This is a genomic window from Pseudoalteromonas sp. JB197 (assembly GCF_002332205.1).
GTDB classification, from domain to species: Bacteria; Pseudomonadota; Gammaproteobacteria; order Enterobacterales; family Alteromonadaceae; genus Pseudoalteromonas; species Pseudoalteromonas nigrifaciens.
This window is the reverse complement of the sequence record NZ_NRGZ01000001.1, coordinates 805368-830018: the sequence shown is the minus strand read 5'-3', so window position 1 is coordinate 830018 and position 24651 is coordinate 805368. Positions and strand designations below refer to the sequence as shown.

Here is a 24651-nt window from a genome sequence, read left to right as displayed (position 1 = left end):
TTTGGGCAATTAGCTCAATTGAAAGAAAAAGAGCATCGCCGCCCTTTATAACGAATGGCGAGGGTCGCAGGTATCAAGTCCAGTATCACCCACCACATATAAACATTTCTTAATATCTCCATTAAATACTAAAATAATATATATGTCCTTTTGGGCAATTAGCTCAGTTGAAAGAAAAAGAGCATCGCCGCCCTTTATAACGAATGGCGAGGGTCGCAGGTATCAAGCTAAGTATTACCCACCACATATAAACACTTCTTAGTATCTCGTAATATCTCCATCAAATACTTAAATAATATATAAGTCCTTTTGGGCAATTAGCTCAGTTGAAAGAAAAAGAGCATCGCCGCCCTTTATAACGAATGGCGAGGGTCGCAGGTATCAAGCTAAGTATTACCCACCACATATAAGCCTATGAATGCATATTAAGTACTTAATAAAGTTGAGTAATAACCTAAATTCCCTTGTAAGCAGCTAAACTGTTGATTATAGTCTGTGTTACACGTAATCACTGTTAAGCCAAATGCCAACAAAGATCTATTCAACAGCCAAAATACTTATAGTGGAGGAGCAACCGCTCGCCCAAAGCTATATGAAACAATCGCTAGAAAAGCTTGGCTTTGGACAGTTACGATTTGCAGATCATGCTAACTCGGCAAAAGAGCAGTGTATAAACGAGCAATTTGATTTAATTGTATGCTCATTCAATCTAAATAAGCATCAAGATGGTTATCAGCTTTATGAGGAATTGCGAATAAAGCAGTTAATTAAAAGCTCCACTGGGTTTATTTTTATTTCTGCAGAAACAAGTGGCTCGCTTGTACATAGTGTTCTTGAATTACAACCCGATGATTTTTTGGTTAAACCATTTACAGCACAAGAGCTTAAAATACGTATAGAGCGTATTTTAAAACGTAAACGTGATTTACAAACAGTTTACAATTTTATTGATGACGGTAATGATTCCAAAGCACTTAAGTACATAAGTGCAGCATTAAATAAAAACAACAACTACAGCCCTATTTTACTGCGATTAAAAGGTGATGCCCTACTACGCCTTAATCGTAACCAAGAGGCCAAAGACTTTTTTAAGTCGGTACTCGATATCCAAAAATTTGCATGGGCTAAAGTAGGTTTAGTAGAAGCACTGATAGAAAATAATGAACATATTTTAGCCCAGCGCATGCTTAAAACCATGTTAGAGCGCAACGAAACTCGTTTAATCGCGCTTGATTTATTAGGTCGTTTAGAAATAAAACTTAATCAATTTGAGCTCGCACAAGAGTTTTTAAGTCAGGCTGCGGATATTGCTCCTCTTAATATTATGCGTCAAAAGTCTTTGAGTAATGTATCGTTAATTAATCACGATTATGAAAAGAGCTATTTAACCCAAAAAGATATTGCAAGCTATGCAAAATACTCAATTCACGATAGCCCAGATATTTATTTAAATGCGGCGCGTGCCGGTATCGACTTTGCGCTAACCACAGATCAAACGGATCAAATACAACGAATTTCTCGCCAAACTAATCAATATATTAATGATTTAAAAAAGCAGTTTCCTAATAATGTAAACCAGGCGCAAATCGATGTATTAAACGCACGCCTACACTACTTAAAAGATGAACATCAAAAAGCTAAGCGACTAATAGAGCAGCTTGATGAAGATGATACACAAATTCGCTCTGTAGACGGCGCACTCGATAAAGCAAAAGCATTTCACGAACTAGGCTTTCATCAAAAAGCCCAAAATTTATTTGGCCAAATAATTACGCATTGTCAGCGTCATCCAAGTGTAAGCGACACAACCTATTTACGTTATATTCAACAACAGCAAAGCGAGCGTCGTGATATTAAAATGGGGGCTAAAGAGTTAAACAACCATGCTGTGAATCGATTTAATAGAGGGCAATTAAATACGGCACTAGAAGCGTTTACTCAAGCATTTAGGGTAATGCCTCGTAATCAGAGTATCGCACTTAACTTATTGCAATGTTTGTTTGATTCGACCAAACAACAAGGGGGGGATTCGTTTAATATGGGGCTTGCTAAAAAATGCTACGCCTTACTGAGCAAAGCTAAACTACCTGCAGATCAGGCGCAGCGTTTAAATAAAATTTTGCATAAAGCAAAAGATATGCAGCTAGATATTCAAGCCGACTAAACGCGTTAAAGCTTTTTCATTGACGCGGCATTAACGCAGTATCGCAGGCCAGTCGGTAATGGGCCATCAGGAAACACATGACCTAAGTGCGCATCGCACACATTACATACTGCTTCAATACGCTGCATCCCATGAGTGTTATCACTAATATAGGCAACAGCTTCTATTGTTGCGGGTTTTGTAAACGAAGGCCAACCCGTACCGCTATCAAACTTTTCATCTGCGTCAAACAATAAGTTATCGCAACATATACATACATACTTGCCTGGCTCTAACAATGTGCAGCTACCGGAGCTGTGCGGTCGCTCAGTGCCTTTTTTACGAGTAACGTAATAGGTATCTTCAGATAATAACTCTTGCCACTGAGCGTCGGTTTTAATAACCTTTTTCGGCGGCGTTGGATTGCCATTATTGGCAAAATTAATAACATCATTCCACTTCAACATAACAGCCTCTTTAAATGCTTGGTTAGCTATAATCGTATTTAGCTTTATTGGTTAATTATTACGTTATTACATTTGCTTAAGATCAACTTAATCAAATGTAATACTTCGTCTTTCTGAATTAGTCAGTATCTGCTGTAAAAAAGCATCTAGCTCTACTTTTGACGCAGGTAAACTAATACTAAATTGCGTTTGCTGGTAGCTGTGTACTAGCAGTTCATTATTGCGGGTTGAAAGGTGCTTAATATTTTTAATTGCTAACCACTGCGGGCCAGATTTTTTATCAAAAAATCCCGCTAAGCTAAACAATACTAAATGTTTTGCATCGCGCTTAATAAAATCATTAACTTGGTTTCGTGTTTTAAACAGTGGGGTTAATCGGTAACAACAAGAGCAAAAAACAAATACCCATAAGACAAATAAAAATATAAACCAAGGCTGCTCTGTAAGCTTTGTAGTTAGCATTAGCACACTAAGCGCCACACCTATAAACAGCACCACCACCGCTATTTTTTTATTTATAGCGTCCACTTTTAATCCTTATTAAGGCGTTTTTCTGCTGCGGATTTTTCGGTAGGCTCAGGCCAATCATTAAAAAACACTGTTAAATAACGACTTTTAGCTAAGTACCACAGCACCCATAATACAACCACCATTTGAATCGCTAAAAATAACGAAAAATGATAATAGCTATGAGCTGCTTGAATACTTAACCAAGTTAAGTCTATTACCGCACACAAAATAAGAGGCCAGCGCATATAACGCCAAATCTTAGCTAAGCGTTCACTACTTTTATGAGACTCGCGGGGTCGACGCAAACAAAATAAAATAATTGGTACTATGGCTATAGCGCCAATGGCAATAGCAATAAAAAAATCGTTTTTAGATTTAAAAAATATCGACATCAAATCCAATTCTGGGCGTCGGCTTAACCCTGCCACTATCCAAATAAAATAAGCTCGTAACAATACCAGCACACTTAAATGAAAGGCGATGGGTGTACGGTAACTGCCGTACTTATCCCAGTACTCTGGGCCATAGCGGCTCATAATTGATTTTTCCTATCGGCAATAGTGCCCAATATAAAAAATGCTGCTAACAAGGTAACACCTAACCACTTAGTGCCAAAAAACAATAACGCCTTAATCAGTAGCGGGCTAAGCCACACAACCACAAAACCAAATCCAAAGGCGGTGATCAATACAAAGCACAGCACTCTTACTATAAAATGACGACGTGCAACCAGCCCTTTGGTTAGCTTTATAATATCGTTTGCATACAAGGATACTAAGCACACCATTATCAGCATAGATAGATTGTATAAATATCCATGTAGCCATTGGCTAGTATTAACTAGAATTGAGTTTAATAAATTTAAAATATTAGCCATTATGCTTCTCAAATAATGTAATTAAATCATCTTCGGTAAGAATATCTACACCGAGCTCTTGTGCCTTAGTTAGTTTAGAGCCGGCCTTTTCGCCTGCTACTAACGCATCGGTTTTAGCCGACACACTACCCGACACTTTAGCACCGAGCTGCTGCAAACGTGCTTTGGCGTCATTACGGTTTAATGTGTTTAAGGTACCGGTAAGCACATAAACAAGGCCAGCTAATGGCTGCTCTTGCGCTGAAGGTGGAGTAAGTTCAGGCCAATTAATACCTTGCTCTACCAGCGCATTTACAACATCTAAATTATGCTGTTCGGCAAAAAAGCTACGTACATGGGTTGCTACTATTTCGCCCACATCACTTACTTGAGTTAAACTATCAATGCTGGCATTTATTACGTTTTCAAGGGTTAAGAAATGATTAGCTAAATTCTGTGTGGTTGCCTCACCCGCTTCACGAATACCCAATGAGTATAAAAACTTAGCCAACGTTGTCGCTTTAGCGTCTTGGAGCGCAGTAACCAAATTTTTAGCCGACTTTGGCCCCATACGCTCAAGCGATTCAAAATGTCCTTGCTTTAAAATAAACAAATCTGCAGGGGTTTTAATCAGCTCTCTGTCGACGAGTTGATCAACAATTTTATCGCCAAGGCCGTCAATATCGAGTGCTTTGCGCGAAGCAAAGTGTTTAATCGCTTGTTTACGTTGCGCCGGGCACACTAAACCACCAGTACAACGCGCTACGGCTTCACCTTCTACTTTTTCTACATGGGAGTCACAAATTGGGCAAGTTACCGGAAACTCAATATCGCGGGCATCATCAGGTCGGCGCTCAAGTACTACTTGCGTTATTTGTGGAATTACGTCCCCTGCACGGCGAATAATTACCGTGTCGCCCACTTTTACGCCTAAGCGCGCTATTTCATCGCCATTGTGCAAGGTAGCGTTTGATACAGTAACACCACCAACAAATACCGGCTCTAAGCGTGCAACCGGTGTAATTGCTCCCGTACGCCCCACCTGAAACTCTACATCGAGTAATTTGGTTATTTCTTCTTGGGCCGGAAACTTATAGGCAATAGCCCAACGCGGAGCGCGTGCTACAAAGCCTAAACGCTCTTGTAAGGCTTTTTGATTTATTTTTATTACCACGCCATCTATTTCATATTTAAGCTCGCCACGGCGCGTTAAAATATCAGTATAATAAGCCAGTGCAGCTTGTGGGCCTTCTACTAATTTTGTTTCAGGGCAAAGTGGTAACCCCCAATCAGTCAACTTTTCTAATTGCTGATAATGATCCTCTGCAATGCTACCGTCGGCTACAAGGCCTGTGCTGTAGGCATAAAACATCAGTGGGCGTTTAGCCGTAATTTTAGAGTCAAGCTGGCGCAGGCTACCTGCGGCGGCGTTGCGTGGGTTTACAAATACTTTTTCACCACGTTTTTCAGCTTCAATGTTAAACTTTTCAAAGCCTGCATTATCCATAAACACTTCGCCGCGCACTTCTAGTTCAGCAGGATAATCGCTACCTCGTAATTTAAGTGGCACATTACGAATTGTTTTAACGTTTTGAGTTACATTTTCTCCCGTCAACCCATCACCTCGGGTCGCGGCTTGCACTAGTACGCCATCACGATAAATAATCGACACAGCTAAGCCATCTAGTTTTGGCTCACAACAAAAAGTAAGCTCTTCGGTACTCATTAAACGCTCTTTTATACGGCGATTAAAGGCAATAAACTCATCTTCGCTAAAGGCGTTATCAAGCGATAACATAGGCACTTGGTGCGCTACTTGCTCAAATTTACTTAGCGCAGCACCGCCCACTTTTTGGGTTGGTGAGTCGGCAGTTATTAATTCTGGGTGCTGAGTTTCTAGTGCGCTGAGTTGTTGTAATAAACGGTCGTATTCAGCATCAGGAATACTGGGGGTATCAAGTACATAATAATTGTAACTGTGCTGTTCAAGCGTACTACGAAGATGGTTTATTTGCTCACTAATGCTGCTTGCCATTTGGACCTCAAAAAACATAAAAAAAGCCACTTTGACGAGTCAACGCCCAGTGGCTTATAAAAATTTAACCTATTGCGTTAATTACGCAGAAAATGCACGTACCTGTTCAACATATTGACGAACGCGATCTACGGTCATTTCTTCACGCTGCGCATCTAAAATTTGCGCACCAAATTCGTCGCTGAGCTTTTTAGCTGCACTGTGCAGCATATTAAATGCTGCTAAGCCATCACCTTCACACGGTAAGGTCATAAATAAGCTAACGCCTGCGGTACTAAATTGTTCCATATTATCAATATCGAAGGTACCTGGGTTATACATATTTACTAGTCTAAATAATACCGGGCCCTGGCCTGCTGGATCTAAATGACGATTAAAAAAGCCTTCCTCTGAGTATTTAAACCCTAAGGTGTTTACCGCGGGCAATAATTTACTGCCTTGCATGCTCATTCCATCTGGCATTTGAATATGCACAATCACAAAGTCTGAAACCTCTGCAGGCTCTTCGCTTGGCTCAAGGTCATGCTCTGGCTCAATTACACTAAGGTCATCTTCAATTGGCACTTCTGGCACGCTAGTATCTATTTGCGGCTCGTTGGCATCAAAATTTAGTTCACCAAATTGTGGTTCTTCTTGCTCAAAGGCAACGCTCTGTGCGGGCTCTGCACTTGGCGAATGAGAGTGAGCTGTGTGTTGTGGTTCGACCCGCTCGTTAGCAGGTATTTCTGGGTTGTCTTTTTTTCGCACTGACCATAAACCGTGTACTAATAAGCCACCTATGACAAATACACTGATCACGATTAAAACCCATCTTAATTCTTCGGCCATCCCCTCACCTTTTTTATTTTATATGCCTAAACCTGTGTATTAGTTAAAACCTAATACGTTTAATTTAACTATGCGTGTGCAAGTTGCACAGCTTGTTCAATATCTACAGCCACTACGCGCGATACACCTGGCTCAGCCATGGTAACACCTGTTAATCTACCAGCCATTTCCATCGCAATTTTATTATGACTAATATAAATAAACTGCACCGATTGTGACATTTCTTCAACCAAACGGCAAAAACGTACCACGTTGGCATCATCTAGCGGTGCATCTACTTCATCCAGCATACAGAATGGAGCTGGATTGAGCCTGAATATAGAAAACACTAATGATAATGCGCTCAGCGCTTTTTCTCCACCACTTAACAAATGAATTGTTGAATTTTTTTTACCTGGTGGTCGTGCCATTATACTAACACCACTTTCGAGTAAATCGTCACTGGTTAATTCTAAATAAGCACTTCCACCACCAAAAACCTTTGGAAATAGCTTTGCAAAGTCTTGGTTAACTTGATCAAAGGTCGCTTTAAAGCGAGTTTTGGTTTCTATATCAATTTTACGAATAGCCCCTTCTAGGGTACTCAGCGCTTTTGTTAAGTCATCTAATTGATTATCAAGATATTCGCTGCGCGCTTTGGCTTGATCAAACTCATCAATAGCGGCTAAATTTACCGCACCTAAGCGCTCCAACTGATTAACAATATCTGCGAGTTTATTTTGTGCTGTGCTTATAATGAGTGTTTCTGGTAACTCATCAAGCACCTGCTTTAGGTTTTGCTTTAACTCTTCTAGCGGTTCAAGCGCCAACTGTGCTTTTATTAATAAACTTTGCTCTTCTATGCTTAATTTTTGATGCTGCTCTTGTAGCGCCACCAGCTCACCTTGTGAACTTTTAAGACTCGCTTGCTTCGTGCTTAAGCTCTCTTTTGCTTGGTTTAATTTATTTTGTAATGTGTTTAAGTTTTTCTCGCCTTGCGCATGCTGTTTAAGTAACAGGGCTATTTTTTCAAGTAGTTCTTGCTCGGGTATTAGCAGCTGGGTTAATTGATCGTGTAATTCTTTTGCCCCCTGCTCTGCACTTAAATGCGCTTGCTCTGCATGGCTTAGTTTAGCTTGGCTTAATTGCCACTCGCTACGTGACTGTTGCTCTGCAAGCGTTGCTTGATGGGCTTGCGTTTTATATTGCTCAAGCCTAGCTAATACTTGGCTATAATTTGTATCACTGTGTGTGCGCTTGTTATTTGCAGTAGCAAGATCACTGCTTAAACTTAACTGTTGCTGCTTAAGTGTTTCAAACTGCACTGTTTGATCTTTAAGCACCCCTTTTATTTGTGCTAACTGCGTAACTAATTGCTGTTGTTGCGTTTGGTACTGTTGCAATTGCTGCTGGTACTGCGCTACTTGCTCTTTTAACATATCGTTGCGCGTACTCGCTACGGCAATATTTTGAGCCAGCTGATGTATGGTTTCTTTAAGTTCACTTTGCTGCGTACTAAGCTCACTTTGCAGTGCTTTTTGCTGCTCAAGCACTTGGGCTGCGAGTTGTAACTCACCCTCTACATTTTTTAGCTGCGCTGTTTTAAGCTGCAATTGCTTGTGCTTTACCAGTAATGAGTTTTCAGCATTTCGATCTGAGCTTATATGCCAGTTCCGACCATGCAAAGCGGCGGTTTCATCCATTACGGCAATATAAAAATTATCCTCTAATGCTTTAAGTTCGCCGCTTTTACTATAAGCAATACGGCTCAATACTTCAGGGTAAACCCCCTGAGTTATAAATGCCGCTAAGCTATTTTTTACATTTGCCTGATTGCTTTTTGTTGATGCGATATGCCACACACTATTATTTGCCAACTGCTCACTTACATTTAAATGCTCAAGCGATTTAAGTGCTTGTTCAATACAGTGCTCAAACCCGTCTTTAACCTTTAATTGGTTAAATAAGGTGTTGTGGTGCTCGCTCTCATTATCTAGCCCTAATGTACTGCTTAGTCCTGCGATACTGGCTTTTAGCTCGTTAGCTTGCTGGCTAAGTTGCTTATATTGCTGCTCGGCATTGTTTAACTGCGAACTTTGCTCTAAAAGCAGCATTTGGCCTTTACTGTGCGCCGTTTGCTTAGTTGCTAACTCTTGAGTAAGCACTTGCCTTTGTTGTTTTTGAGAAGCTAACTGCTGTTCAACATCGCTACTTTTTAGGTGTGTAATTTGCTTATTTAACTGCTCACTTTGTTCATTAACGTGTTTGCTTTGCTGCTGAGTTTGCTCAATATTATTTGCTTGCATCTGCAACTTATTATTAAGTTGCTGCAGTTGCTCGCTAAGCGATTGCCAATCCTCAGTGTGTTGCTGCTTTAGCTCTAAAGCACTCTCAAGCTCTTGGCTTAACTCACTTACTTGCTCGTTGCGCATTAAGTTGTTTTCTATTGCCTGCTGCAAAGCGTGTTCTAGTTGTTCGCACACTGTTTGCTGCTGCGTTTTAAGCTCTAAACTATGCGTTTGGCGCTGCTGTAGTTTAATCTGATTTTGTTTAAGCGTTTGAATTTGTTGCTTTATGCTTATTTGTTGTTGCTCAGATCGCGTAAGCTCAGTGTGTATTACATGTTGTTGCTGTTGCGCATCACTTACGCTTTCTTGCGAGGCTTGTACTTGGGTTTCTAAGCTTGCAAGTACGTCGTCGTGACCAGAATGAGCCGTTTTAAAAAACGTAACTTGCTCATTTAATTTATTTATTTGTTGGCTTTTTTCGAGTTGTTGTTGGTGTAGTTTTTGCCATTTTAAAACGGCAATTTGCCCTTTTAACGTTCGCTCTTGCGCTTTTAACTCGCGGTATTTTTTAGCATCAACCGACTGCACCGCTAACTTAGTAAGCTGACTTTGTAACTCTTTGCGTACATCGAGTAAGCGCTCTAAGTTTTCACGGGTGCTTTTTATTCGAGTTTGCGTTTCGCGGCGGCGCTCTTTGTATTTAGATACTCCTGCGGCTTCTTCTAAAAACACCCTAAGTTCTTGCGGTTTGCTCTCTATTAAGCGCGAGATCATGCCTTGCTCAATAATGGCGTAACTACGTGGGCCAAGGCCTGTGCCCAAAAATATATCGGTAATATCGCGTTTGCGGCATTTACTGCCATTTAAAAAATACAACGACTGACCATCGCGAGTAACTAAACGCTTTATAGCAATTTGATTACGATCGGCAAAGGTATTAGGAAAGTCGCCTTTGTCGTTATCAAAAGTAAGCTCTACCGAGGCCTGCGAAATAGCTTTACGATTAGTTGAGCCATTAAAAATAACATCAGCCATGGCGTCGCCACGTAAATTTTTAGCCGAGCTTTCGCCAAGCACCCAGCGCACTGCATCAATAACATTAGACTTGCCGCAGCCATTAGGGCCTACAACACAGGTCATTTGATCAGGAAATGGAATTTTAGTTGGCTCTACAAACGATTTAAAGCCTGCTAATTTTATAGTGCTTAAGCGCATCTTTTTGTTATTACCGAATATTATTGGTTATAAACATTAACCTTGCTTTAGTTTTAAGCTTGGCGTTTAAAATTATCTAAAATAATACCGGTTGCCATAGCCACGTTCAGCGACTCAGCCTGACCAAAAGCCGGTATGGTTATTTTATCAGTTACTAATTTGGCACACGCTTCGCGTATACCGTGCGACTCACTGCCCATTAATAACACGCCTGAACCTGTAAATTGAGTGTTGTGCACATTTTCCCCGTCTAAAAAGGCACCATAAATTGGTAATTTTAATGTGGCTAAATGCGCAGGCAAATCGACTTGGCTTACCGACACTCTTACAAACGAGCCCATAGTGGCACTAATTGTTTTAGGGTTGTATGCATCGGCGCTATCTGTACTGGTTACAATATGTTTAATACCGTACCAATCAGCAACTCTAATAATAGTGCCTAAATTGCCAGGATCAGATACACCATCAAGTGCTAATATTAAGCCACTGGTTTGTAGTTGTGCTGCTTGTGGCATATTTACAATAGCAATGGCGGCATTGTTACTAACCAGCGTACTTGCTTTTGTTAGCAGCTCTTCCTCGGCGCAAATAAAATTAATACCCAGATACTGTGCTTGATAGGCATTTATAAATGCCTCGGTAGCAAATATATCAACCGCCTTTAATGGGCTGTTTAATAACTCAAGTACGTTTTTTTCACCTTGTACAAGGTATTGATTAAATTGCTTGCGGTACTTTTTTTGGCCAAGTTGGCGAATAAGTTTGAGTTGGTTTTTTGAAATCATAACAGCCCCATAAAATGATGCGCACAGTATAGCAGATCTCATACCTACTTCTGAACTCGAAAAATAGCTAAAGTAGTGAGTTTGGGGTCTTAATACTATTGGCGCTGCGCTCAAAGGTTAAGTTAATCCGCATAAACATTCCTTGTATTGCCTCAACCTGCTGCGACTCTCCTAATATACACACTAACTCTTGATATAACGCGTCGCATGCATGTTTAAACCGCTGATCAACTTGACCTTTACTTGCCAGCAAAAATGCATCGGCAAGAGCATGCTGCCACAGTGCAAAATATTTTAGATCTTTACCTGCTACGTTTTCGCACACAGAGCGTAATCGCACTGCTGCGTGGCCTAAATTTAATGCGGTTAATGCCAAGTCAGTAATAGCGCGAGACTGCGAACCTTGGTCGTAATGAGTGAGTCGTAATAATCGGTCGGCCATCCGCTGGTTATACCAAACAATAGGCGCACTGTGTTTATTAATATCGAGCAGGTCTTGATGGGTTGCTTTAAAAATTCTATGCACTAATAACTGGGCGCTTGGCCCTGTAAGTAAATGAAAAACCCAAAATAAAATAGCTACCCCAGTAAAAATAGCCATTGCCGCACTCAGCGTATAATCAATTGAAAATGCTCGGCTCATATCGGTACTTGGGCTCACCAAAATAGAAAACGGTATACAAAAGCCTAATCCGTAAGGCAGGGTTTCTCTATCGGCAAGTAGTAATAAACCAATAAAGTAAGGGCCAGCTAATACCAATATGAGTATTTCTAATTGCCCACCACTGTAGGCTAATAAGTTAAGTGCATAAAAAATACTGACAAAACTAGCAACCACAACTCCAATCATTATCCGCTTTAACACCACACGCAAAACAATGAGTGGAAAACGCGCTAACATAATTGAAAATATCACCGGTAAAATCATAATCATTATTGCTGCCGGCGATCCTGTGCTTACCCAAATACACGCGCCAATAAAAAACACCATAACGGTGCGAAACCCAACAATTATTGCCGCTAACGGATCACGGTAAGTTACTGTGCTAGGTGCATTTAGCAGCCTTGTATCGCGCTCTTCAAGGGCGCGATAAGCACGCAGCAACACTGTTAACTCTGTGGTTATATCAACACTAACATTGAGCATATGCGATTCAAAGGGCAGCTCACTGCTGTTATTCGCACGATATTCGGTTAACTCTCGGCGCAAGTTTTTTACTTGTTCTATGCAATCATCAACACTGTTTGCTTGCGCTATATTTGCTAAAACCTGTTTGAGCTGAGTAAATAATTGAGTCAGTAGCGGGCTCATCAATTTTGTATGGCTACGTTGTAAACGGCCAAATATTTGAATTAACGCCAGTAAAGATAATACTTTTTGCGACAGTTGATTTGCTGCACGAGCGCGCCCAGGACCTTTAGGGCCTTCGTAACGCACCGCGCTAGAATCTTCGTTAACTGCGCCTAAGGTTGCCAAAATGCCATCTATTTGCTGGTGTCGTTCTTCGTGCGAGCCTTGTATGTTTAGCTCAGTAACTAGGTAATTAAGGGTTTGGTTTATTAATGACTTTGCCTGAATTTGCAGCCCATTTTTCACTTTTACTGGCCAAAATAAATGGCTCACAATGCCGGCGCAAATTGAGCCAATTATAATTTCGCTCATACGCGATTGGGCAATACTAAATACAGCTTGGCTACTTACGGTGGTAGGGCTTGCTATTACCAGTAACACTATAATTTCGGCGGTAACCGCCGCCATAGCAAACCCATAAATAAAATTTGTTTGCCTAACCAAAGCCGATAACGTTGAGTTAATACCCAACCACAACCCCAGTATGCCCAGTGCTAAGTAAGGGTAAGATATGAGCTGCGTTAATAGTAATATGCCAAACAAGCCGCCTATAACAGTGCCTACTATTTGGCACAGAGCTTTTTCGGCCACTAAGCCACTCTCTGGGCGTATTTGTAAAAACACCGCTGAAACTAAAGCCCAGTAAGGGCGATCTAAATTAAGAAACAAAGCAACTGTAAGCGCCATTGCCATAGCAATTACGCCTTTTAGTGCAAAAATAACAGCCTGCTTTTTAGGTAAAAATAGGTTACGCAGCACAGCCTCCATTAGCGCTCAACAAGTCGAATAGTTGCGGTCATTCCGGCACTAAGCTGAGTATCTGCAGGAAACGCGTCTAATTTAATATCCACCGGAATGCGCTGCGATAAGCGTACCCAGTTAAAGGTTTGCTGAACTTGTGGTAAACGCTGGCCATTACTTTGCGTATTAGTATTAGCAATTGCTTTACCTATACTCATTACCTGACCAGTTAAAGGTTTACCACCACTTAACAAAGCTACATTTGCGTGTTGCTTTAAATGAATAAGAGGGATTTTGGTTTCTTCAAAGTAGCCTGTTACATAAAAAGAGTCGGCTTGTACAATGGCAAATACCGACACGCCTTGAGCAACATAATTGCCTTGGCGTAAATCTAAGTTAATTATGTAACCCGACACAGGTGCAACAACTTGGGTTCTATCAAGGTTTAACTGCGCTACTGCTTGTTCTGTTTTAGCGAGTTCATAGTTTGCTTTTGCTATTTTTGTATTAATTCGCGTTGCTTCTAAACTTTCTTCACTAATTGCTTGTTGGCTGTTTAATGCTATTCGACGCTCGTATTTATGCTTAGCAAGCTCCCAGGTATATAATGCATTTTCGGTACTGGCTTTACTGCGCTCTAGCGCTGCCTGATAACGCTTAGCATCAACACTAAAAAGCAGATCCCCTTGCTTTACACTTTGCCCGTCAATCATGTTTAAATGAGTTACCCAACCAGACACATCTGGCGCTACCGTAACTATATTGGCTCTAATGCGGCCATCGCGGGTCCATGGTGTATGCATGTAATCATTCCATACCCAACGCCCTGCAAATACGGCCATAAAAATAACCAGTACTGTAACTAAAATACGTAAATATTTGGCCATTAAATTATTCTTCCACTTAATAAATATACGGTTAATGCTAAGTAACATACAAATAAAGACACCTCAAACCAGGCAACCCGCCAAATGCGATCGTGCCAATCTAAACGGTGCAAAATAAAACGACTCAGCGCTGTTAATAAAAATGCTATGGGAAAATAAACAACCAAAGGACTAAATTCTAGCCCTCCTAAAACAACAGCCTGAAGCATAAAAAGGTATCCTATTTTAGTTTTTATAAGTGGATAATTAAGCTCAGTATAGACTGAGCCTGACGAGCTTATAATAGAATGATATGTAAATAACCTAAATTCAGGTTAAATAACACCAAATTACTGCATAACGGTATTAAATAAACACGACTAAAAAATTATACTACTTTTATGGGGCGCAAAAAAATAGGGCACGCTTTAAGGGTGCCCTATTCATTAGTATTTTCTTTAGTTTAATTTAGTTTAATACTTATTTTTATATGCCCATAAGTGCAAAAGCTCATGCGCAATGGTTGCTGCAGCAATGGCGGTTACTTCACTTTGATCATACGCTGGCGATACTTCTACTACATCCATACCTACCATATTAATGCCTTTTAAAGCACGTAATATTTTAAGTACTTTGTCTGATGTTAAACCACCACACACAGGAGTGCCTGTACCAGGTGCAAACGCAGGATCAAGGCAATCAATATCAAAGGTTAAATAAACCGGTAAATCACCTACTCGCGCAATTATTTGCGCAGCAATATCGTTTGCCGATAAATCGTTGGCTTGCATGGCATCAATCACTGCAAACCCATGCTTGCTTTGATCAAAGTCGGTGCGAATACCAATTTGAATACTGTGCTCTAAATCAATTAACCCTTCCATTGGTGCATGATAAAACATGGTACCGTGGTCGTAGCGTGAGCCATTACTGTAAGTATCTGTGTGCGCATCAAAGTGCACCAAAGCCATTTTGCCATGTTGTTTTTCATGCGCACGTAGCAATGGTAAAGTCACAAAATGATCGCCACCTAGCCCTAACAAGGTTTTACCTTGGCTTAATATTTTACTCGCGGCTTGTTCAAGCTGCGCCGTAAAATACTCAGCGTCGCCTACCGGATAAGTAAAGTCTCCAGCATCGGTCACTTTTAAATGCTCAAATAATGGAAACGTCCATGGATACTTAGTACCTTCCCACGCTAAATGCACCGATGCACGACGAATCGCGTCTGGGCCTAAACGTGCACCTGGGCGGCCCGAGGTCGCCATATCAAATGGTAAACCAAGCACTACTACATCAGCGTCAATCGCGGTAATATTTTGCACCATAGGACAACGTAAAAAGGTCATCCCATTGGAATACAATGAGTGATCGGGATGATCAAACAAAGTCGACATACTTATAGCTCTTCTAAATAAGTGTAGCCATCAAGGCCATTTTGCAATTCGTCTAAAACGCTTTGCTGTTCGTGTTCTGCAATTTTGCTACTTACCAACTGCTGATACGACTGCTGAAAACTCTCAACGTCTAAATGCACGTAACGCATCATATCGGCTACTGTATCGCCTTGGTTTATTTCGGTAATGCTGGCTACGCCGTGCTCATCCATATTCACCATAGCGCTGTGCGTATCGCCAAATAAATTATGCATATCACCTAATATTTCTTGATAAGCACCCACCAAGAAAAACCCCATTAAATATGGTTTATCTGCACTAAACTCAGGTACTGGTAGTGTACTTTCAATGCCTTGACCATCAACATAATGATTAAGTGCACCGTCAGAATCACAAGTAATATCCAGTAATACTGCACGTTTTTTTGGCGCTTCGGTTAAGCCACTTAATGGCAACACCGGAAACACCTGATCAATTCCCCACGCATCTGGCAGTGATTGAAACAACGAGAAATTTACAAAAAACTTATCGGCTAAACGTGCATTAAGCTCGTCAATTATTGGCCGATGAAAACGGTTTTTGTTGTCCATGTGCTTATTAAGCTCATAACACACGCGTAAATTTGTTTGCTCAGCCCACGCACGCTGGGTTAAGTTTAGTAACCCCATTGCAAACTGATTATGTGCTTCGGCTAAATCGCCTTGGCTATCGTGATAAATCTCAATTAATGCACGGTCATCAGTTAATACATGCAATTGCTGCCACGACATCCACATATTTTTAAGTAACTGCGGGGCATCATCAGCCGGTGCTTCAATTTCTTCAGGTGTATAACTTTCAGTACCAATCACATTTGAAATAAGCACAGCATGGTGCGCGGTTAATGCCCGCCCCGACTCCGAAATAATAGTTGGAAACGGCTGTTCATACTGCTTACAAATGTCGCCTATGGTGTACACAATATTGTTAGCGTATTCAGCTAAGCTATAGTTCATTGAGTTATGTGACTGGCTACGAGTACCATCGTAGTCAGCAGCTAAACCACCGCCCACATCAAGACACTCAATTTTTGCACCTAGTTTACGTAACTCGCAGTAAAAACGTGCTGCTTCGCTTACACCTAAACGTACATCACGAATATTCGCCATTTGCGAACCTAAGTGAAAATGCACCAACTGGACTAAATCAAGTTGATCCGATTCTTTCAAACGATTAACCACATGCAAGACTTGTGATGCCGATAAACCAAATTTTGATTTTTCGCCGCCACTTGCTTGCCATTTACCTTTACCTTGCGATGCCAAGCGCACGCGAATACCAATGCGTGGCTTTACATTTAATTCTTTAGCTTGGCTAAGAACCATGTCGAGTTCAGAGAGCTTTTCAAGCACTATGTATACTTTATGGCCTAGCTTTTCGCCTATTAGCGCTAAGCGTACATATTCTTTGTCTTTGTAACCGTTACATACAATCACCGCACTGGTTTTTTCAGCCAATGCAAGTACGGTTAATAACTCTGGTTTGCTACCTGCTTCTAAACCTAGTTGTTTTTTTTCTAGTTGTGCTTGGCTGGCAACAATTTCTTCAACCACTTCACGCTGTTGGTTTACTTTAATTGGGTAAACTAATAAATAATCTTTAGGGTAGCCGTAATCTGCAATCGCGGTATTAAATGCAGCACATAAGCTGTGCACACGATGATGTAATATTTGCGGAAAACGTACTAATGCAGGCAAACTTAAGCCTTTATCTTCTAGTTGCTTAGCAATGTCCGTCAGTGCAATAGTTTGCTCTGGCGCATCGGCTTTAGGGGCAACATATACATCACCTTGTTCATTAATACCAAAAAAACCTTGGCTCCAATGACGAACATTGTAGCTCGTACGAGCTTGTTCTAGTGATGTTGTTTCTTTCATTTATCTTTCTCTTTTATTTAGAAATGCCGAACTGGCTAATTGCGCGCATTAAAAGAAAAATAGCGGTTTAAGTCCAACAAGAATTTTTACTCGTAACGAGTAAATTTTAATGTTAAAAATTAGAAACAAAGTAACGCTAAAGATCATAGCGCCTCAGAGGCAGGTAACATAAAGGAAGAATCTAAATTGCGCTTAATATACGGCTTTTATTACAACTTTTGTTATTAAGGATTGCAGATATATAGCGTAAAATTAGTTGCTAAATTGCGGCTTGAAAAGCCAATATTAGCGATATTAAAATAAAAACAGGGTACAAGCTAAAGTCGGATAAACGCAGCGCCACCCGACAAATTATAGCTTATTTAATAACTCACCTAGTCCAATACTTTTATCTGATTGAGTGATGTTATATTTATATGCGTTTGAAAATAGTACTTTCCTGTTTTTTTACCCATAGCGTAAAAATCAATTATCATACGTTTAGCCTCGCCCGTAACTTCAACTGTTTTATTAATAAAATATAAATCGGGCGAAGTTCCATACTTTTTTATAAAAGCATTTACTGTTCTAGGGTGAATAGCGACACTCACATTTCTTCTATCTCTATAGTCCAATTCTGTATTTAAATAGATACCACTGTTTTGAATGCCCGCCGCCTTTATTGATAACTTAAATACGCCTTTTATTCCTGCAGGAGCGACTTCTTCGGTGAGGGCAATTAAATTCATAGTGCTGGTTATATCCGAGTTAGATATAACTTTAGGTGTTGATGTACACCCACTAAGAATTAAAATAGAAATTAAAACAAAATACTTCATCTATACAACTTCCTTGTTAATCAAATTTGTGAGGCTAGCGTACTTTTACTTAAGCCTAATATTAATAATAAATGAGCTACTATAATACGCTATAAGCAACTTTATTAGTTTAAAAATATATTATGCGCCCTTAAATAAAACGTAGTATTTATTAGTCGCTTTTACCTAAACAAACACATGGCGCAAAAATAATGCCGCTAATTAGTCTTTTTTATCTATCGTTATTTCAAGCGTTTTGCTATTCCCAGCAAACCACTTCTGAACATACAAAGATCCAACAATAGGGGCAACGCCTTCATCTGGGACTTCTTTGTAACGAACACTGTTTTTTGTTTCTTTTTCGTATTCAAAAGTTACTACTTTTTTCGACATAAAATACTCCTTATACTCACATTTATACCTAGGATAATAATTTAATAGTTTTAACAAATAACTTAAAGTATTGCTACGTAATCATTTTTAAATAATCTAAAAATATTTTTCCGCTATAATTACGTATTACATTCGAGGCCGTCATACTCTTTAAAAGTGTTGGTTAATATTCCCGCCCCCTTACAATCCAAACGCGTAGAATATAAACCAATTTAAAACAATACCTTAACTAAATTAATACTTAAATGAGTACTGCTTTCAGTTTAAAAATAATGGTTATTTAACCCATAAATTTAATCTTTAATTAAAGCATCTAAGAGAGCTTGAAGTTATTATTTAAGCTGCTATATTGGAGCTATGAAAACATATATTTTTTTATTTAATTATATTATTTGTTTGGGGAGCTTCGCCCTAAAATTCCCCGCTTAAGCGGACGCTTCTCTGCGTCCATCTGTTTCACAGAATTTACTATTAATTTTTAATTTAACTTTTAATTTAACCTTTAATTTAGGCCATTCTCGGCAAGCTTTCTATCGCCTAGATTAAAGTGAGATTTAAATAATACTGTGTTTTTATTATCAATATTATTTATGCGCTATTGTTTAGCGTGTGGCAAATTTGGTTATTAAATACAGTAAAAGCATAAAGTTTCTTCGTTTAGTTTTAAGCAATATAAACGAAGATCAGTAATTATTTAATCTTATTAAAGGAGGTGAATAGCCGATTGATATTGTTTCTTTAATTTTTAGTTTACTAAAAGCAGAAGTAATTAATTTGTTATTTATTAATAGGTGATGATATGTCTAAAAATGATATGAAAAAACCACAGTTATCGTTAAAAGAAAAACGTAAGTTAAAACAAGAATCGAATACAACAGAAGTAGCAAAGCCAAGGAAAAAGAGAAAGGCTTAAGTTACTTTAAGTAACGCTAACTTTTAATGTTATTAGCTATGCCTTTAATTAGGCAAATAAAGTGAGCTGCGGTGGTTATTTACGATGAAGCCGAACGTGGATCAGCCGGCTTATCGGTAGAAGGAAACTAACCCCGCTCCACTTTTAATGCGAATAATTTATAAGTAACTAACGTTTATTTTCGACAAAGTCTGGAGGTAACTTACCTTGATTGTTGTTAGGTTTTTAGTTTGTGAAAAAAGCATTTTAAATTAATCTATTATTTATTGTTTAGGTGGTGAATATGTCTAAAAATGATAAGAAAAAACCCGCTTTATCGTTAAAAGAAAAACGTAAACTGAAAGAATCAAATACTGTTGAAGTTGCAAAACCAAGAAAGAGAAAATCTAAGTAATAACAAAAAAGGGCGCCAATAATATTGGCGCCCTTTTTTATGCTCTAATATTAGCTGTATTATTTATATAAACCTTGCTCAGTAGCCATTTTTTTCGCAATTTGTGGGGCCGTCCAAAGTGATGGTAACAACACAAAAGACACTGGTACGGCGGTTACTACAATAAACGACTGCAATGCAGAAATACCACCTGAACCTATCGAAATTAATATTGCTGCCATAACTCCCATCATAATGCCCCAAAACACTCTAATGGGTGTTTGCGGATGATCGTTACCCGTCATTACCATAGATACCGAGTAGGTCATAGAGTCACCCGTGGTTGCTACAAATATTGTGGTTAAAATTAAAAACAACACCGATATAACAAAGCCCATAGGCAGCTGCTCAGTAATGGCCAACAGCGCAGCGGGTAAATTTAAGCCCGCAAAGGGTTCTGAAATAACACCCGGGTTTGCTAACTCAAAAAATATTCCTGAACCACCCACTATCGTAAACCAAAAACAAGTAATAACAGGAGCAATTATTGAGATAAGTGTGATCATTTCACGAATAGTACGGCCGCGCGAAATTCGTGCAACAAACATAGCCATTAAAGGTCCGTAACCTAAAAACCAGCCCCAAAAGAATACTGTCCACCAGTCTAACCAAGCGGTATCGGCACGAAAAGTGGCCATAGGAATAAAGTTATTAATATAAAGCCCAAACGAATGAATATAGCTATCAAAAATAAAGGCTGTAGGCCCCATCAGCAAAATAAACAGCATTAACGCCACGGCTAAAATTACATTAAAGCGACTGAGTAATTGAATTCCTTTAGTAACACCACTTACGGCAGATAGAGTATAAATTGCAATTAAACTAAATAAAATGGCCACTTGAGTGGTGTAAGTATCTGGAATACCAAATAGTTTTTCTAAACCAAAACTTACTTGCAAGCCTAAAAAGCCAATAGGGCCTACCGTGCCTGCTACTACAGCTATAACACAACACGAATCGACAATAGCACCAAATGCGCCTTTCATTACGCGATCGCCAAATACCGGATACAACAAAGTACGCGGCTTAAGCGGTAAACCTTTTTCGTAATGTAAATGCATATACACTATGCCAGTCAGGCTGCCTAAAATAGCCCAGGCTAAAAAACCCCAATGCATAAAGCTTTGCGCTAAAGCATTAAATGCAGCCTCTTTAGTGCCTGATTCACCACCAAAAATTGGCGGCGGCGAAATAAAATGTGCCATTGGCTCAGCAGCAGCCCAAAACACCCCGCCACCAGCAAGGAGTGTACACATAATAATGCTGATCCACTTAAAGGTAGTAATCTCTGGCTTTTTTAAGCCACCTAATACCACTTTCCCGGTACGTCCAAAGGCTAAAAACAACCCAATTATAAAGGTCGAAAGCAATAATATTTGCCAAAAGGCACCAAACGTTTTAGTAGAAAAAGCAAAGGCGGTATTGATCCAACCCGACATCAAATCAATATCATAAAGTGCTAGCACAGCAAATAGCACAAGGATGCCACCACTGATTAAAAATACCGGTATATCAACCCCTGCCAAATACTTTATTGTAGATGAATGCTCATCCTTATGTTGTTTTGTTACTCCAGTGGTACTCATTTATCGTCTCCTGATGGATTTTTAGTTACCGACATAGCGACATACCACAACACCCACCCTAAATACGAAATTACACAATGAAGCGACGCTAATCAAAAGGTTAAATTATCTTTCGATCTTGCTTTATTTCGAGTTTAGAAAATGCCATAACAAATATCTTAACTGCCAATTTGTGAATATTTTACCCTTTTCAGCAACCTAATCCAACGGCACTCTAATTATTAACAGTGAATTTACACAATAGCAAAGCCTTGCTTACAGCTATTTTTAATAATAAACAAATATAAAACAACAATTTTGAAGGGGCTAGGCAAACAGAAATGGCAATATAAATAAAGAGATGCGAAAGTACTGCGATAAAAAAAGGTACATAAGGCTAAGTTTATTAATAGTCAAATGCATAATTAATCTCGTAACAAATTTAATATGTATTGATAGTATTTTTGTAAAATAACTAAGAGAGTGTTTGGAATAAACTTATTGATGGTTTTTAAATTATTAGCAACGCGTATAACATACATAAAAAAAGCGCTTAATAAGCGCTCTATTACTTTAATAAATACCGATACTTACACTAATACTTGACGCGTATTTGCTATAAAGTGATGTACTTCACGCTCAATTTTAGGGTCAACAGGCTCATCTGGCCGACGATCATTCGGGCAAGGCATTCTTGGCGTAGTACCAAATAAGCGACAAATTAATGGACGCTCGTCATATACAGTGCAGCCATTGGGACCAAGATGTACACAATTGAACTCGTTTAACGCCGCTTCATGCTCAGCATCTGTTTTTACCGGTAAGCGCGACATTTCCTCTGAAGACGTTGTTACTGGCCCGCAGCAGTCGTGGCATCCTTTTACGCATTCAAACGCTGGAATATTAGCGCGTAATCGTAAAATTACTTCCTGATTTTTGTACATCACTATTTATACCCTTTATTTTTGCAACGCACTGACGCGGCAACTTTACTAATTTCTCCACAACGCATCAAAGCGATGCCTAAGCCTAGAGTGGCTAGATCAGCTATAGTACGCTTTGCACTGCCCAAAAATCAAGCTAAGTTAGCATTTAGTTACGCCATAGCGCTAATATACACAGCTTATAAACTAAATATTATTTATTAAGCAGGATGAATAAAGTAGTAAGCTGGCTGTTGTTATTATTTTACTTAAACACTTTGTTACCTAAAAATACTGTTTAAAATTACTCAGCTATTTATACTAGTGCAAATGAAAAATATTTTTTGAGGTAGTTGTGCAGATCATACAAGGTATGGAGTATTTTTTTTCGGGTTTTAAATTAATTACTCAAAAGGGATTAAAGCGTTTTGTGTTTATTCCGTTGTTAATTAATATTTTACTTTTTGGTAGCTCGTTGTTTTTTTTATTTGGCTGGTTAAGCGACAGTTTTAGCTACATAAATAATATGCTACCCGAGTGGTTAAGCTGGCTTGAGTGGTTAATGTGGCCCATTGCCCTGTTAATAGTGCTGTTTAGCTACAGTATGTTATTTACTGTAATCACAAACTTTATTGCCGCACCTTTTAATGGTTTACTCAGTGAAAAAGTTGAGTTGCATTTAACAGGTCAAAAAATTAATGATGATGGCTTTGCTGAGTTATTAAAAGATGTGCCACGCATGCTTGGCCGAGAGTGGACAAAACTTTGCTATTACCTTCCCCGCGCCATTGGCTTTTTTATATTGTTATGGGTGTTGCCGGTTATAGGGCAAATACTGTGGGTGCTTTTTTCGTGTTGGATGTTTGCCGTGCAATACCAAGATTACGCGTTCGATAATCATAAAATCAGCTTTAAGCAAATGAAAACCGATTTACAAAGCAAGCAAGGTTTATCGTACGGGTTTGGTTTTGCAGTAATGTTGCTAACAGCCATTCCGTTGGTAAATTTAATTGTAATGCCTGTTGCTGTTTGTGGTGGCACCAAATTATGGGTTGAGAACTTTCGCAGCCAATACCGAAATCAATAATATGAAATAAAAAATGGGTCACTTGACCCATTTTTTATTTAACCTTAACTCTGGTTATTTACTAATTCATCATTAGCTATACAAGCTTTGTGGCACTTTGGTCACATTTAAATGCACGGTCACTTCCTCGCGATCATGATATAAATGCTTAGCTTGTAACTCATAGCTTATACCGTATTTTTCTAGTTCAGCTCTGATCATGCTTAAGCACTCGTAAACACTATCAAAGCGTTTTTTCATTGGCAGCTTTAAGTTAAAAATAAGCTCTTTAGCATATGCATTTACTGCCCAATCAATCATTAGGCTGGTTACTTTAGTTGGCTTTTCTACCATGTCGCATACTAACCAAGTAATGTTGCGTTTTTCTGGGCGATATTTAAAGCCATCGGCCCTAAAGTGCTTTACCTGCCCTGTTTGCATTAAATCATCGTTCATTGGGCCATTATCTATCGCGCTTACAAACATACCACGGCGCACTAACTGATAAGTCCAGCCACCTGGACACGCCCCTAAGTCAACACTGCGCATTCCGGCTGCAACGCGTGACTCGCGTTGTTGTTCTGGAATAAACACATTAAATGCTTCATCTAATTTTAAAGTAGAGCGGCTTGGCGCATCACTTGGCATACGTAAACGTAAAATACCCATAAAAAATGGCGAGTTATTAAAGCTATACGAGTAACCCACATAAGCGGTGTTGTTAGTTAAAAACAGTACATGCATTACTGGGCGGTTTGCTTTTGGCTCGCGCAGTACAATATTACGTTTTTCGAGGGCTTTTTTAAGGGGCGTTGATATTTTTTTACAAAAGGTTAAAAGCTCTTTGCCTTCGTTGGTATCGGGGGTTTCTACACGTAGCTCAGAGCACAAGGTAAAATCTTTAGCAGCCTCTACAACGGCCCCTACACGATCTTCTACTGGCATGTTTTCGATCAGCGTACCAGCAAACCATTGACGAGCAAACACCATGTTTTTAAAATCAACTTTTTTAATTATTTCGTCGCCATGCTGCGCGTCAAAAGACTCATAAATAACATAACCGGTATTTGGCTTTGCTTTAACATAACCGGCAAAACCTTGCTCGGCAGCGTGGAACGTTATTTCAGCAGCGGCATCGTTTTCAAACCCACTACGACAGTAAATTACAACACTAGACATATTAA

Annotated in this window: 20 protein-coding genes; 2 read left to right on the top strand and 18 right to left on the bottom strand. The window is 39.4% G+C overall.

Annotation, left to right across the window (positions count from 1 at the left end; translation table 11 throughout):
* The first annotated feature begins 523 nt into the window (after positions 1 to 523).
* On the top strand, positions 524 to 2164 hold the full coding sequence (locus tag CIK86_RS03935) for a tetratricopeptide repeat-containing response regulator (protein WP_086998000.1): 1641 nt from the start codon (positions 524 to 526) through the stop codon (positions 2162 to 2164).
* Between the two features lie 5 nt (positions 2165 to 2169).
* On the opposite strand, the gene msrB is transcribed toward CIK86_RS03935, so the two are convergent.
* From msrB to CIK86_RS03845, 17 genes are all read right to left on the bottom strand, one after another.
* Positions 2170 to 2610 carry a peptide-methionine (R)-S-oxide reductase MsrB gene (gene msrB / locus CIK86_RS03930; protein ID WP_086997997.1) on the bottom strand — a complete coding sequence of 147 codons (441 nt, stop codon included), beginning with the start codon at positions 2608 to 2610 and terminating at the stop codon, positions 2170 to 2172.
* Between the two features lie 87 nt (positions 2611 to 2697).
* Positions 2698 to 3138, bottom strand: coding sequence for a hypothetical protein (locus tag CIK86_RS03925; RefSeq protein WP_011327772.1), 441 nt, complete (start codon positions 3136 to 3138; stop codon positions 2698 to 2700).
* Between the two features lie 2 nt (positions 3139 to 3140).
* Positions 3141 to 3656, bottom strand: coding sequence for a DUF2919 domain-containing protein (locus tag CIK86_RS03920; RefSeq protein WP_086997994.1), 516 nt, complete (start codon positions 3654 to 3656; stop codon positions 3141 to 3143).
* Positions 3653 to 3997 (bottom strand): DUF3392 domain-containing protein, encoded by a 345-nt coding sequence (locus tag CIK86_RS03915; RefSeq protein ID WP_086997991.1) that lies wholly within the window; start codon positions 3995 to 3997, stop codon positions 3653 to 3655. Before CIK86_RS03915 ends, CIK86_RS03920 begins: the two co-directional genes overlap by 4 nt.
* Entirely contained in the window at positions 3990 to 6011 is a 2022-nt protein-coding gene (ligA, locus tag CIK86_RS03910; RefSeq protein WP_086998006.1) for an NAD-dependent DNA ligase LigA, read from the bottom strand. The genes CIK86_RS03915 and ligA overlap by 8 nt, the downstream gene beginning before the upstream one ends.
* Positions 6012 to 6092: 81 nt before the next feature.
* A complete protein-coding gene (zipA, locus tag CIK86_RS03905) occupies positions 6093 to 6839 on the bottom strand; it encodes a cell division protein ZipA (protein WP_011327768.1) in 747 nt (248 codons plus the stop codon).
* A 68-nt stretch (positions 6840 to 6907) separates the two neighbouring features.
* A complete protein-coding gene (smc, locus tag CIK86_RS03900; protein WP_086997988.1) occupies positions 6908 to 10321 on the bottom strand; it encodes a chromosome segregation protein SMC in 3414 nt (1137 codons plus the stop codon).
* 53 nt (positions 10322 to 10374) lie between these two features.
* Positions 10375 to 11106 carry an RNA methyltransferase gene (locus CIK86_RS03895; protein WP_086997985.1) on the bottom strand — a complete coding sequence of 244 codons (732 nt, stop codon included), beginning with the start codon at positions 11104 to 11106 and terminating at the stop codon, positions 10375 to 10377.
* 67 nt (positions 11107 to 11173) lie between these two features.
* Complete coding sequence (locus CIK86_RS03890; RefSeq protein ID WP_086997982.1) at positions 11174 to 13225, bottom strand: FUSC family protein; 2052 nt, start codon at positions 13223 to 13225, stop codon at positions 11174 to 11176.
* Entirely contained in the window at positions 13225 to 14085 is an 861-nt protein-coding gene (locus CIK86_RS03885; protein WP_086997979.1) for an HlyD family secretion protein, read from the bottom strand. The genes CIK86_RS03890 and CIK86_RS03885 overlap by 1 nt, the downstream gene beginning before the upstream one ends.
* Complete coding sequence (locus tag CIK86_RS03880; protein WP_011327763.1) at positions 14085 to 14294, bottom strand: DUF1656 domain-containing protein; 210 nt, start codon at positions 14292 to 14294, stop codon at positions 14085 to 14087. The genes CIK86_RS03885 and CIK86_RS03880 overlap by 1 nt, the downstream gene beginning before the upstream one ends.
* Positions 14295 to 14537: 243 nt before the next feature.
* On the bottom strand, positions 14538 to 15461 hold the full coding sequence (gene speB, locus CIK86_RS03875) for an agmatinase (RefSeq protein ID WP_086997976.1): 924 nt from the start codon (positions 15459 to 15461) through the stop codon (positions 14538 to 14540).
* Positions 15462 to 15463: 2 nt separating this feature from the next.
* Entirely contained in the window at positions 15464 to 17377 is a 1914-nt protein-coding gene (gene speA, locus CIK86_RS03870; protein WP_086997973.1) for a biosynthetic arginine decarboxylase, read from the bottom strand.
* A 374-nt stretch (positions 17378 to 17751) separates the two neighbouring features.
* Entirely contained in the window at positions 17752 to 18195 is a 444-nt protein-coding gene (locus CIK86_RS03865; protein WP_011327760.1) for a hypothetical protein, read from the bottom strand.
* 201 nt (positions 18196 to 18396) lie between these two features.
* Positions 18397 to 18567, bottom strand: a complete 171-nt coding sequence (locus CIK86_RS19205) for a hypothetical protein (protein ID WP_167376930.1) — start codon at positions 18565 to 18567, stop codon at positions 18397 to 18399.
* Between the two features lie 1366 nt (positions 18568 to 19933).
* Complete coding sequence (locus CIK86_RS03850; RefSeq protein WP_011327758.1) at positions 19934 to 21499, bottom strand: BCCT family transporter; 1566 nt, start codon at positions 21497 to 21499, stop codon at positions 19934 to 19936.
* Positions 21500 to 22068: 569 nt separating this feature from the next.
* Positions 22069 to 22422 carry a YkgJ family cysteine cluster protein gene (locus tag CIK86_RS03845; protein WP_011327756.1) on the bottom strand — a complete coding sequence of 118 codons (354 nt, stop codon included), beginning with the start codon at positions 22420 to 22422 and terminating at the stop codon, positions 22069 to 22071.
* A gap of 334 nt (positions 22423 to 22756) precedes the next feature.
* Here CIK86_RS03845 and cysZ point away from each other — a divergent pair, with 334 nt between their 5' ends.
* Positions 22757 to 23488, top strand: a complete 732-nt coding sequence (cysZ, locus tag CIK86_RS03840) for a sulfate transporter CysZ (protein WP_086997963.1) — start codon at positions 22757 to 22759, stop codon at positions 23486 to 23488.
* A gap of 72 nt (positions 23489 to 23560) precedes the next feature.
* On the opposite strand, the gene rlmM is transcribed toward cysZ, so the two are convergent.
* Positions 23561 to 24646 carry a 23S rRNA (cytidine(2498)-2'-O)-methyltransferase RlmM gene (rlmM, locus tag CIK86_RS03835; protein WP_086997960.1) on the bottom strand — a complete coding sequence of 362 codons (1086 nt, stop codon included), beginning with the start codon at positions 24644 to 24646 and terminating at the stop codon, positions 23561 to 23563.
* Between the last annotated feature and the right edge of the window lie 5 nt (positions 24647 to 24651).